General features: G+C 34.4%; 12 protein-coding genes. 2 read left to right on the forward strand and 10 right to left on the reverse strand.

All coding sequences use genetic code 11. The annotated features are described in order from the left end of the window. Nucleotides 1–340: 340 nt before the first annotated feature. The 10 genes from ACWZFG_RS04765 to ACWZFG_RS04810 form a co-directional block, all read right to left on the reverse strand. Nucleotides 341–1,375 (reverse strand): PocR ligand-binding domain-containing protein, encoded by a 1,035-nt coding sequence (locus ACWZFG_RS04765; RefSeq protein WP_455577202.1) that lies wholly within the window; start codon nt 1,373–1,375, stop codon nt 341–343. 157 nt (nt 1,376–1,532) lie between these two features. After that, a complete protein-coding gene (locus ACWZFG_RS04770) occupies nt 1,533–1,883 on the reverse strand; it encodes an Hpt domain-containing protein (RefSeq protein WP_147670569.1) in 351 nt (116 codons plus the stop codon). 21 nt (nt 1,884–1,904) lie between these two features. Further along, nucleotides 1,905–3,494, reverse strand: coding sequence for a response regulator (locus tag ACWZFG_RS04775; RefSeq protein WP_455577203.1), 1,590 nt, complete (start codon nt 3,492–3,494; stop codon nt 1,905–1,907). A 495-nt stretch (nt 3,495–3,989) separates the two neighbouring features. Next, nucleotides 3,990–5,477 (reverse strand): lysine--tRNA ligase, encoded by a 1,488-nt coding sequence (lysS, locus tag ACWZFG_RS04780; protein WP_177504299.1) that lies wholly within the window; start codon nt 5,475–5,477, stop codon nt 3,990–3,992. A gap of 36 nt (nt 5,478–5,513) precedes the next feature. Then, the gene (gene greA / locus ACWZFG_RS04785) at nt 5,514–5,987 is read right to left on the reverse strand and encodes a transcription elongation factor GreA (RefSeq protein ID WP_177504301.1); all 474 of its coding nucleotides are present in this window, start codon (nt 5,985–5,987) and stop codon (nt 5,514–5,516) included. 198 nt (nt 5,988–6,185) lie between these two features. Next, nucleotides 6,186–7,277, reverse strand: coding sequence for a shikimate dehydrogenase (locus tag ACWZFG_RS04790; RefSeq protein WP_177504303.1), 1,092 nt, complete (start codon nt 7,275–7,277; stop codon nt 6,186–6,188). Nucleotides 7,278–7,291: 14 nt separating this feature from the next. Beyond that, nucleotides 7,292–8,188, reverse strand: a complete 897-nt coding sequence (locus tag ACWZFG_RS04795; protein ID WP_177504305.1) for a quinate 5-dehydrogenase — start codon at nt 8,186–8,188, stop codon at nt 7,292–7,294. Between the two features lie 74 nt (nt 8,189–8,262). After that, nucleotides 8,263–9,222 carry a tRNA dihydrouridine synthase DusB gene (gene dusB, locus ACWZFG_RS04800; protein WP_147670557.1) on the reverse strand — a complete coding sequence of 320 codons (960 nt, stop codon included), beginning with the start codon at nt 9,220–9,222 and terminating at the stop codon, nt 8,263–8,265. Between the two features lie 70 nt (nt 9,223–9,292). Beyond that, complete coding sequence (locus tag ACWZFG_RS04805) at nt 9,293–10,057, reverse strand: type III pantothenate kinase (protein WP_147670555.1); 765 nt, start codon at nt 10,055–10,057, stop codon at nt 9,293–9,295. 20 nt (nt 10,058–10,077) lie between these two features. Beyond that, complete coding sequence (locus ACWZFG_RS04810; protein WP_177504307.1) at nt 10,078–11,052, reverse strand: biotin--[acetyl-CoA-carboxylase] ligase; 975 nt, start codon at nt 11,050–11,052, stop codon at nt 10,078–10,080. Between the two features lie 238 nt (nt 11,053–11,290). Between ACWZFG_RS04810 and ACWZFG_RS04815 the strand changes: the two genes are divergently transcribed. Together ACWZFG_RS04815 and ACWZFG_RS04820 are read left to right on the forward strand one after the other, a co-directional pair. Beyond that, nucleotides 11,291–11,968, forward strand: coding sequence for a response regulator (locus ACWZFG_RS04815; RefSeq protein ID WP_177504488.1), 678 nt, complete (start codon nt 11,291–11,293; stop codon nt 11,966–11,968). Further along, complete coding sequence (locus ACWZFG_RS04820; RefSeq protein ID WP_177504309.1) at nt 11,961–13,406, forward strand: ATP-binding protein; 1,446 nt, start codon at nt 11,961–11,963, stop codon at nt 13,404–13,406. The genes ACWZFG_RS04815 and ACWZFG_RS04820 overlap by 8 nt, the downstream gene beginning before the upstream one ends.

Genomic DNA, 13,406 nt, shown 5'->3' on the forward strand with positions numbered 1-13,406 from the left:
TAAAAGAAATTGTTGTTACTTTATTGTAACATTTGTTTTGTGTTTCGTTTAAAACGAAACCCGCACATCTGGCATAATTGAATCAAGTAATACATTACTTAATATCTACATTGTTTAGTTTTCAAGGAACACTTGGTTGCTGGCGAACCAGCTCATTTATATTAACACAATCAAGGATTGTTGTCAACATATTTTTTGAAATTCTTTTTTATGAATTTCTTTTTAGTTAGTGCCGTAAGCGTTTCCCGCTGACGACTTTTATTATGATATCAAAAGAAATGTGCCTTGTCAACATATTTTTTGAAAAATCGACAAGGCACCGTATTCTTATTTTATTAAATTATTTTTCGTGTGCTAAATTATATAATGCAGCTGCTGTTTCTGATAATTTTATTAGTTCATTTGCTACGCTTTCAATTGCACTAGTCTGTTGACTGACAATTTCTAATGTAGCTGCCCCTTTATCTACGGTTTCATTTACAGATGAATTAATCATTCCTGTAAATTCTCTTATTTTTTCTACGGTTTCTTTTGAATTGCCGGATAGCTTGCGAATTTCTTGAGCAACAACACCAAATCCAGCACCAGCTACGCCTGCACGAGCAGCTTCAATAGACGCATTTAATCCCAACAATTGTGTTTCATTTGCAATATCTTTGATTAAATCTGTCACTTCGTTAATTTTTACTGAAATAAGATTTACATTTTTAATTTCATTATTTAAATTATTCTGATTTTCATTTACATCATTTGCTGATGCCGCTAATTCTTCCATCGTCGCAGATACATGCATTAGTTTTTCATTAATAATTTCAGACATATCTTTTAAGCAGAATTTATAATATCCCATTTGAGAAAATGCATTTGCCATTAAAAATAAAACATTTGCCGCTGCCTCTAAATTTTCCCGTGGCATATAATTAATCTCACGAACCGCTGCAACATATTCGTCTGGATTAACGCCAATTTCTTCTGCAATTTTTCTGTATTTGCTTTCTACTAACGGCTCAGTTAAAACCTGGCCTCCTAAAATTGAACCAATCTGCTTCCCATTTAACATAATTGGAGCTGCAAAATCCATCAAACCAGCATGACATTCATAAATTGCAGGTTTACCATTTTTTGCTGAAGTTTCTCCACCAATACGGTCACACTCCATACAACGCTTATTCCCAATTGGTGAATTACGCGTATATTCCATGCAAAATTTTGTCCAGTAACTAGGGCGTGTTATTAGATTTCCTTTCAAATCAACAGTAACAGCTGTCATTCCTAAACTTTTTGCAAAAGAATCTTGGAATTCTTGCAGAAACTTCATATCAAAAACATCTTCTACTTTTAAATTTTCTAAATCCTTTTCAATATTATTTGTCATAATCAATCACCTTTCTTCTTTATCCTAATTTTATTTATAATCGAAAATTAATATTTTTAATTTTATGAATTTTCTGTTTATTTTTCTGTTAGAACCAGCTAACCTCATCTTTTAGATAACGCCAGCCAGCCTATTGAGCACACCCTATGTATCTTCTTCATTTAAAATTTATCTCTGTAAGTATTCTTTGTAACTCTTCTTTTAACTCTCTCAGCCTTTTTTCTATTTCCAAATCATCCTCAGTAATAATAGCTTTTTCTAGTTCCATCGCTTTTTCCCGCATATTAGTTATTCCTAAATTAGCTGATGTTCCTTTTATCGTATGAGCTAAAAGTCGAGCATCCTCATAATTTTTTTTATTAATAAGTTCTTTTACTTCCCCATCAGCATTTTTATATGAATTTATGTACTTATTAAATAAACGATTGAATAAATTTATATTTCCCCCTAACCGTTCCATAACATCGGCTTCATTAATAAAACTATAACAGATTTGTTTTTTCTCCATACTAACACCTCAAAATTTCAGCTATAAGTCCTTTGCATTCCAAAAATTAGCATCTTTTTTAATAAAGTCTCTAATATGAATCAACTTTAACGCCAAATTTATTTGAGTACGAACATTGATATCGTCAATGGATGATTCTAAAATCTCTTCTATTTTTTGTTTACGCCATAAAACAGTATTAGGATGTATAAATAAACTAGCAGCAACACTTTTTATACTATTTGAAAAGATTAATTGTTCTAACGTTAACAAAAGTTCACTATTATTTTTACAATCATGCTGAATGATCTTCCCCAATGCATTATCGATAAAACGCTCTATATCCATTTTTTCAAAGGTATGAACAATAACTTCATATAATCCATTTTGCGAATAATCCAAAATAGCAACATCACGATTCTCATCTATTGCCATCATTAATCCAGCTAAAGCATCATAATATAATTGTTTAAAGTTAAGAATCATCCCTCTCGTAGTCGATACCCCAATACGAATTACTATTTTGGGAAATCGCATTTCTATTGACTCCTTTAAAAGTCCTGCAATTCTTTCCACATCGCCCATACTGCTTGGATACTGCATAAGTATACCTATACCAAAATTACTGTTCCATATCCATCCATAACCCTTTTCAATTAACCATTCTCCGATGCTTGCACGAATATTTTCTGGAGAATATGCCGTTTCATCTAACAGAGAGGTCGAAACCACATAACAAACTAATGGTTTTTGATTCTCAATTCCATATACGCTTAATAGTTGATTTTGCTGTTCTTGACTATATCCTCCCGTTAAAACACTGTTAAAAAAGCGACTGCGTTTTTGATATTCATATGTTAAATCGACTTTTCTCTCGGTCAGACGGCGTTCTGTTATATCTTGAACATGGGCGGAAATTATCTTTTTGTTATGAACGGAATTATCCATAATCGACATCGTAATTTGCAAAATGAAACGATTTGCACCAATAAATTCTGTCTCAAATTCAAAATTTTCTTCTGAGTTTATCACAGCTTCTATCGCAATCATAAATTGCTTCTGTAAATACTTCGGCAAACATTCAAGCAGATTTATGTTAACAAATTGTTCGGGAATTTCTGGAAAATAAATATGGTAATTACCAAACAATTCAAGAATCTCAGCTTTCTCATTCATAATAATTGCCGCATCTGAAATAGAACTAGCAAAATTCTTTAAAAGAGCTAGAGACTTCTTATGTCCTTGCTGCAATATTAATTGATTTTTTATTTTAGCATTAATAACCGTAAGATTATAAGGCTTTACAATATAGTCAACGGCTCCTAACTCTAACCCTTTCGTTACATCTTCTGTATCCGCTAAACTGGTTAGAAACATAATAGGGATATGCATCGTTCTAATATCTTTTTTTAATAATTTGCACACTTGATACCCATCCATATCTGGCATCATAACATCTAACAGTATTAAATCTGGGATTTCTTTTTTTATATATTTTAAAACTTCTTTTCCACTATAGGCAGCCGTTAAATGACGTTCTTCATCGGCAATACCCGCCATTAATATTTCAACATCAGTCCCACTATCATCAGCAATTAAAATTTTATATTGATTTTTCTTTTTACTATTCATCTACATTCCACCTAATTATTTTTCCGTCCAAATTCTTTATTTAAACTAAATTCGCTATTGATAAAACATTTTCCTACATATAAAATTTTTTCACTATTTTTTTATAAAAAAATATAAATCTAGGACAAATTCACTGTTTTATTTTCCAAAACTTATTTTTATGTAAATTAATATCATATTGTGCACTATTCTTATTATATATGAATAGTAAGGAGTTTTTCCAATAAATCATAAATAAAAATTTATAAAAATTATTAACCCTTTCATATTCCTATGAATTCTAATTAAAAACCACGTACTAAACTCCAGTACGTGGCATAATTTTATAAAGAACAAAATTCTATTTTTTATTTTAGATCGAAATCCATCAGACTAAACATATCAAGCTTAAACTAAAAAGATGCTATCCAAATAAAATTATAATAATGGATAGCATCTTTCACTTATTAGATAAAAGCAATTTGTAACCGCATTTTTGCAATGTAAATTACAAGTTTATCTATGTCTCATATGTGGGAATAAAAGAACATCACGAATTGATGTGCTATCAGTTAAGAACATAACTAAACGGTCAACACCAATTCCCAAACCACCTGTTGGAGGTAGTCCATATTCAAGTGCCGTTACATAGTCATGATCCATCATATGAGCTTCATCGTCACCGGATTCGCGTTGTTTTGCTTGCTCTAAAAAACGACCTTCTTGATCAATAGGGTCATTTAACTCGGAGAAGCCATTTGCAAGTTCTCTTCCATAAATAAATACTTCAAACCGATCCGTATTTTCAGGCTTTTCTTTATTTCGCTTTGCAAGTGGCGATATTTCTGTTGGGTGACCAGTAATAAACGTAGGTTGAATCAAATGTTCTTCTACTTTATCTTCAAATACGGCATTTAAAATACCACCAATACCATGATTTTTTTCATATTTTACGCCTAGTTTATCAGCAATTGCACGAGCTCCATCAATAGTAGTAACATTACTAAAATCTTCACCTGTGTATTTTTCTACAGCTTCTGTCATGCTAAGGCGCGTCCAAGGTGAGCCAAGGTCAATCTCTGTTCCTTGATAGTTTATTGTTGCTTTACCCAGCACTTCTTTAGCAATGCTTACAACAATTCCTTCTGTAAGTTCCATTAAATCATTATAGTCCGCAAATGCTTGATAAATTTCTACCGACGTAAATTCAGGATTATGACGAATAGAAATGCCTTCATTTCTAAATACACGCCCTAATTCATAAACTTTTTCAAAACCGCCAACAATTAAGCGTTTTAAGTAAAGTTCCGGAGCAATGCGTAAATATAAATCCATATCTAGCGCATTGTGATGAGTGATAAACGGACGAGCTGCAGCACCGCCGGCAATTGGATGCATCATTGGAGTTTCTACTTCTAGGAAATCTCTTGCATCTAAATATCCACGCATCGCTTTAATAATTTTACTGCGTAATACAAAAGTATCTTTTACTTCTGGATTTACAATTAAATCTAAATAACGTTGACGATAACGAGTTTCTACATCTTTTAATCCGTGGAATTTTTCCGGTAATGGACGAAGTGATTTCGATTGAATCTCAAAATTAGTTACTTTTAAACTGATTTCACCACGTTGTGTTCTAAACACAATTCCTTCCGCCCCAATAATATCACCAATATCAAGAAGTTTGAAATTCGAATAAATTTCTTCTCCCAATACATCTTGGCGAAAATAAAGCTGTATTTTTCCACTCATATCACCTACCGTGGTAAAACTAGCTTTACCATGTCCACGTACTGCCATTAAACGACCCGCAACACTTACCGTTTTTCCTTCTAATTCTTCAAAATTATCTATAACATCCTTCGCATGATGCGTATAAGCATAACGGCGACCAAAAGGTTCAATACCTTTTTCAGCAATCGCAGCCATCTTTTCACGACGAACTTTCATTAATTCATTTAATTCATCATTTTGAAGTTGTTGTTCATTTACTTCACTCATTAAAAACTTCTCCTCCAGCACTTACAACTTTCCCAGTTATCTTTTTATTTCAACAATTCTATATTGTAAAACCCCTGCTGGTACATGTACTTCTACTGTACTACCAACTCTTTGCCCAATAATAGCAGAACCTACAGGAGATTCATTGGATATTTTAAACTCAGTAGGATCCGCTTCTGCTGAACCTACCAAAGTATATTCTAAATCTTCATTGAACTCAAGGTCTTTAATAATAACAGTACAACCTAAATGAACTGTATCATTATTAGCACCTTCTTCAATGATATGGCTATTGCGAAGCATTTTTTCAAGAGTCATAATCTCCCCTTCAATAAATGCTTGTTCATTTTTTGCATCCTCATATTCAGAGTTTTCGCTGATATCACCGAATTCAATTGCTTGTTTGATACGTTCAGCTACTGCACCTCTACGAACAGTTTTTAAGTGATCCAACTTCTCTTCAAGCTTTTTTAAACCTTCTTCAGTAAGCATTACCTGCTTTTCAGCCATCTAAAATATCCCCTTTTATACAATCTATTTTGTTTCTAGTAAATAAAAATAATCATGATTTCTATTATGAAAATCAAAAATCAGTACTTTAGGCAATATAAATAGTGTCAAGTATAACTTGACACCTAGTCAATCCCTGCCTAACTGATTATTCATCATTATATGTTTTTTTTAAATCTTTGTCAATTACTTCTAAGTCTATCCTACATCTTGAATTGTTTTTTTTATATTTTTTGATTTTGCTTTTATCGCCTCAATTTTTTCTAAAGTTACAGGCTTTTCAAAACTTCTAAGCCCAGCCAATTTAAATCCATGCTTTTTTGCTAAACCCCCTATTACTTTTATTTGCTTAACTGTTAAGTCCCTACCAATGGTAAAGTTCTCATATCGCTTTTCCAAAGCTAAAATCATAGTCTCAGCAATGCAAGCATAAGCAGTGTTTACAGGAAAGCCAAAATTTATTCCAAAATCTATATCGCCAGGAATTTCAACAACGCCGCCTTCAATCACCAATACATCATCACGTATTTCATTTACCAATTTAGATACATTTCGCGGTCTAGCAACGTCACAAACGATTGCTCCTGTTTTTAAGTCCTCTGGCATAATAATGCTATCAATCGCACTCGTTACCGTAATAATGATATCAGCTTTCTTTACTGCACTTTGTGTTTGATTCGTTACTCTAACCGCAACTCCATGTTCACGGAAAATTTTGTTTGCGAGCTTCTCTAATTTATTTACATTCCGTGCAGCTAAGGTTAACGCTCTTACTTCATCTGCTAAAATACATGCACACGCAGCACCAATCGAACCCGTTGCCCCTAAAATCAAAACATTTGCATTATATAAGTCCATTTCCATTAATTTTGCAGCTAGTTTAGTCCCTTCTATAGCAGTCGCTACTGTATAGCTATTTCCAGTTGTTACAGGAATCGATAAATTTTTTGCTATTGTAATCCCCGCATCCCCAACAACAGACGTAAACGCACCAAGACCTAAAATTTTTGCTCCCAATTTTTCTGCTAATTTTCCTGTTTTAATTATTTTCTTAATCACATACTCTTGCGGTAACTCAAGAATTTGTCTAGAGGTAAGCGGACAGGCAACAAAATTTCCTTCCACTTGATTATATTTAGATTTTACTCCACTAATTTTTGAAACTTTTAATGGCGGAAGCCATTTCATGAAATATTCCAATAACTCCGGCGGACAATATTTTGCATAAGAAAATTTGTGAATTAAATCTTCCGGTGATAATGGATGTACAACAAATGCGAATTGTTCCATACGCTTAAATCACCTCAAAAAAATTGAATTCGCGGCTTTAATCCATATTTTTGGATTAGCCATTCATAATCATTTTGTATCAATGCGCCTCCTTTGTTTGCCAATGCTACTAATACAGCTTCAATGACATTGGTTCCAAAAGACCGTCCTTCTAATAACGGTGTAGTTGTAATTAATAATTTGACTCCTAAAGTTCTGAGAAAAAATTCATCCTCTTTCGTTACTGTATTGGTAATAATAATTTTCCCCTCAAGCTTTGGAGGTAAATTCCGTTTAATTATATGAAAATCACCAGCAATTACATCTGCATCAAAAAAATATTTCGTATAATGCGGATTTATTTGTTCTTGCGCTTTTCCTGTTGGATAAAGATATCGAATTGGAACCTGTGTAATAATCGGTAGAATAAGCTTGGCTGCAAAATTAAGAACTGTGAGATGATGAATAGGAATCGGTATACTAAGCCCATAGAGCAAATCGCCAAATACAATTTTTTTTGATAATTTCGCCAAACCCCGTGCCATACCAAATCTATCTACCCCACAAACAAGTAATACTGATAAATTTTGAAAATTTATCACTTTATTATCTTGCAGTTTATAAATCACTTTTTCTTCTAGCGTATTTTTTAATCCACTCCCATCGACAATAGGAGTCTTTTTCACGATCTGCAGCAATTTTTTTGATTCTTTAAATGTATATTGTTTATCTCCCGCATATATGTATAAATCTGTTCCACCCAACCCAAAAGCATCTACTTTTCCATCAAGCTCCTGTAAATGCTGCCTGAGCATCTGCACATTTCCATCTGTTCCGATCCGTTTAATACTAACTTCTTCTCCTGCAAAATGTGTAACCACTTGATGATCTCGATTTGATGAACCCAAACTAATACTTACAATTCGTTTCATAATCTCACCAGCTTAAAATAAAAATAACTACAGTCGATTGACTGTAGTTATTTTGTCCAAAAAAAATTTTTTTACTATATATCAGCTTCATCCAGTACTCGAATAAAATCCGCTCTTGTCTCTGCTTGATTAAATTTTAATCTTAATTCCGAAGAATGTGCCAATCCCTTGGTGTACCACGTTGCATGCTTTCTCATTTCCCTAGCTCCAATATAATCGCCTTTATGCTCAATTAGCATATCCAAATGACGAATAATTACTTCTCTCCGCTGGGCAAAATTAGCTGACGGCAACTCCTCTCCAGTTAATAAGTAATGTGTTAATTGACGAAAAATCCATGGATTCCCTTGTGCCGCCCGTCCAATCATCACAGCATCACAGCCAGTATGAGCAAAAATTTTCTTCATATCTCGACATGTGCGAATATCTCCATTTCCAATTACAGGAATACGAATATTTTGTTTGACTTCGGCAATGATATCCCAATCCGCTTGTCCTGAGTAGTAAGCTTCACGTGTTCTCCCATGAACGGCAACTGCTGCAATCCCCGCTGCTTCTGCAAGTTTTGCCATTTCGACAACATTTACCGTATTATCGTCCCAGCCTTTACGAAATTTAACTGTAACCGGTAATTTTACCGCCTTTACTACGCTTTCCATGATAGAAAATGCAATTTTCGGAGTTTTCATCAAAGCTGACCCTTCATGGTTTTTCGTTACTTTTGGAGCCGGGCACCCCATATTGATATCTAAAATATCTGCAACGCCTAGACTCTCTACATATTTTGCCGCTTCACTGATACTTTGCGGCTCCGCTCCAAACAATTGCAAAGAAATCGGTCGTTCAGCTTGATCAGTTTCTAGCATTTCCAAAGTATGTGAATTACGATAATTAATCCCCTTATCGCTGACCATTTCCGAGTAAACAAGCCCACACCCAAGCTCTCTCGCTAAAATTCGATAAGGTAAATCTGTAACTCCAGCCATTGGCGCTAAAAAAACTGGATTCGCGATCTCTACATTGCCTATTTTCACTCCATAAACCTCCTAAAAACGAATCCCCGAACTCAAATAGCACGAGCGACAAAAAACTTTATCAACCTTATTATGAATTTCGTTTATATAATATATACAAGCCATCTAATGTAAGAAAAGGCTCTACAATATCAATCGCCTTTGATTGTTTTGCAATTAAATTTGCTAAACCACCCGTTGCAACGACCTTTGCATCTTTGCCTAATTCCTCTTTCATCCGTCGAACAATTTCATCTACTTGCCCAGTAAATCCAAAGATAATTCCCGATTGCATACTTGCTACCGTATTGCGACAAATCACAGACTTCGGTGTAACAAGTTCAATCCTTGGTAACTTAGCTGCACGCTGAAATAAAGCCTCTGTTGAAATTCCAATTCCAGGCGCAATCGCGCCACCTAAGTAATCACCATTATCATCAATTGCACAAAATGTTGTTGCTGTACCAAAATCAATAATAATTAAGGGACCGCCGAACTTTTCATATGCACCAACAGCATTGACAATACGATCCGCTCCAATTTCACGCGGATTTTCATATTTTAATCGGATCCCCGTTTTTATTCCTGGTCCAACAATTAACGGCTCAATATTAAAATAGCGCTTACACATTTTTGAAATCGGTACAACAAGCGGCGGTACAACCGAAGAAATAATAATCGCCTGAATATCTTTTACATTTAATTTATGATGTTCAAATAAATTGTTAATTAGCAAACCATATTCATCACCGGTTTTTTGCCGATCTGTAGAAATTCTCCAATGGCGTAATAGTTGCTCGCCTTTATATGCACCCAATACAATATTACTATTGCCTATATCAAATACCAATAACATTTATAAATTCCTCCATCATTTTACGTTTTCGGCCTAATGGATACATCTCCAGCTAAAACACGCTCAACCCCATTTTCTGTTTCTACTAACAACGCACCATCTTCATCAATATCTTTTGCAATTCCAGAAAAAGTTTGATCAATCCCAATTACATTTACTGCTTGTCCTAATGTAATCGAATATGTTTTCCATTCGTTTAATATATGAAGGAACCCATTCTTCAATATTTCTAGATAAGCACTTTCTAATTCTACTAAAACTTGACTCAATAATTCTTTTCGCTCTATTGCATTGCCACTTATCACTTGCAGAGATGTAGCAATCCTCTGTAACTCTTCAGGAAACTCTGCCTGCGCAATATTCACATTAATCCCAATACCAATCACAATATAATTCACGGCATCCATTTCCGCATTCATTTCCGTTAAAATACCAACAAGCTTTTTTCCTTCGTAAAATATATCATTTGGCCATTTTATCCCGCAACGAATTCCTGTGAACTTTTCAATAGCTTTCGTTACAGCTACAGCTGTCACCAACGTACATTTTGATGCATGTTGTGGTGCAAAAGATGGACGTAAAATAACAGATAACCAAATTCCTTTACTTGCCGGCGAAAAAAATCCTCTTGAAAGCCTGCCTCGTCCACTATTTTGTGCTTCGCTAACTACAATTGTCCCCTCGACGGCTCCATCTGCAGCCAATTTTTTTGCTTCATTATTCGTCGAATCTGTATCAAAAAAATGAACAACTTCTTTCCCCAGTAAATCACTTTTTAAAACAGACTTCACCTCATTCGGCAGCAATAAATCTGGAGTCCCCATTAGGGCATATCCACGTTTGGCATGACTGACAATCTCATATCCAGTCTGTTTCAATTCCCTAATATGTTTCCAAATTGCTGTTCTTGAAACATTTAAGTGTTTTGCAATCTCTTCTCCTGAAATATAATTTCCCGCCCTGCTTCTTAGCAGTTTTAGCACACTAGAACGCATATTTTTATGCTCCTTAATCTCACTTTCTATATTCAATAGCACTAATCAACCTAATCATAACGTATCATTTGTTGATAATCAAACAATATTATACAAAAATACAAGATATTTTTTCACTATTAAAGATACAGCAAAAGTTCACCTTAAACTATTCTTCAAAATATAAAATGTAAGTATTTATAATTCCAAGCAAATATGATAGCATATTTGTAAATATGTCACAATATAGCGAGGGATAATTTTAATGAAAATTTTAATTGCTGACGATGAATCTTCGATTCGCGAGGTCGTAGCTCTTTATTTAAAGAAAGAAGGTTTTACTGTCTTAACAGCTCGTGACGGTGAAGAAGCATTAGCAATCGAAACAAATGAGCGACCTGATTTACTCATTTTAGACATCATGCTACCAAAACTTACAGGACTTGAGATTTGTCAATCGATTGAGCGTTCTGTTCCTGTTATTTTTCTTACAGCAAAAACAGCCGAGGAAGATAAAATTACAGGCTTCTCTTTAGGTGCTGATGATTATATTACCAAGCCATTCAGTCCTCGAGAATTAGTTGCTAGAACAAAAGCAGTCCTACGTCGTAGTGGATTGCTTCATGAATCAGATAATAATCTCTCTGTTGACGGAATGATGATCAACCAAGCACTAAAATCAGTTACAATCAATCAAAAAGAAATCTCCTTATCACCAAAAGAATTTGAACTACTCTCTTTTTTAATCCGCCATCCAAAACAAACCTTTTCCAGAGAGCAACTTTTAACAAATATATGGGGCTATGATTACGATGGAGATGGCCGAGCAGTTGATGCAACAATAAAACGACTTCGTCAAAAAATTGCCCATCCAGATTACAATTACATTCACACGATACGTGGATTTGGCTATAAATTTGAGGTTCATCATGATTAAATCACTCTTTGGAAAAATTTTCACCGCACATATTGCATTAATCTTAATTTTCACCTTAACATTAGGTTTATTTCTTTCTCATGTCATCACTGAATACCTCATTGAAAGCAAACGTGATGATCTCTATAACAAAGGCATTGCCGCTGCCAGATTTCTTGATGCTGCATTTTACAATGAAAAAGTTCTAAACGAATTAATTGATGGATTAAGCGAATTATCTGGTTCGCAAATGTTTCTCATGGATAAAAACGGCATGATTTGTGCCGGAGTAGAACCTGGTCCACGCCCTCGCGAAGGACGAGAAATCCGCAATGGACAAAATCACAGTAAACATCATCAAAAGTTACTTGAAAAGGCCAAAATCGCATTTGAGCAAAATACGCCATGTTCTTGGATACAAAAAACGCCTCAAAACGATGAAGATCCTGCGATCTCTGTTGTAATTCCCTTAAAAGATCATCCTGATGTTGCCTTATTTATGCGAGCCCCTATTCAAGGGCTTACGAAAACCTCTAGCGCAATTACAAACTTATTGTTATCTTGTTTAATCGCCACTTTAGTTCTAGCTGCTGTCCTGGCTTATTTTGTTTCACGCAATCTAACCAAACCAATTTCTGATATCACTAAAGTAGCACAAAATTTTGCCAAGGGCGATTATAGTAGCCGAACCAACGCCATTGGAACAGATGAAATTGGGAATTTAGGGAATACTTTTAATGCAATGGCGACAAGTCTTGCTACCATCGAAAAAAATCGTCGTGAATTTTTTTCAGATGTAACACATGAATTAAAAACTCCATTAGCCGCAGTACAAGCTTTGACTGAAAGCATGTTAGATGGTGTTATTGATAGTAAAGAAGAACGGCAACGTTATCTAAGCACGATTGTAAAAGAAACGAATCGCATGAATCATTTAATTAATGATTTATTAGATTTAGCGCGTCTAGAGTCGTTATCTACAGATTTTAAGAATGAAAAACTTTCTCTTAAAGATTTTACTGATTCGCTACAATTAAAATACAGCTCCCTATTAGAAGATAAAAATCTGCATTTTTCTTTCTTGTATGATAAAAACATTACTCATATTATCACTGACATTCGTTATTTTGAACAAATTTTTGCTAACTTAATCAGTAATGCAATTCGCTATTCTTTCCCTGATACAGTCATTAAAATTACCTTTGCCCGGACTTCACAACTTTTCCAAGTCGCCGTTGAAAATTCAGGGCACGGTATTCCCGAAAAAGATTTACCATTTATTTGGGATAGATTCTATAGAGTGGACAAATCACGCTCTCGCGAAAACGGTGGTACTGGCTTAGGGCTTTCAATTACAAAACAATTAGTAGAGCGCATGGGCGGAACTATTACTGCTCAAAGTACCATAGATGATAAAACTACTTTCAAATTTACTCTTCCTCAGATGAAAAGCTCATAA

The organism is Anaerosinus sp. (genome assembly GCF_965318445.1).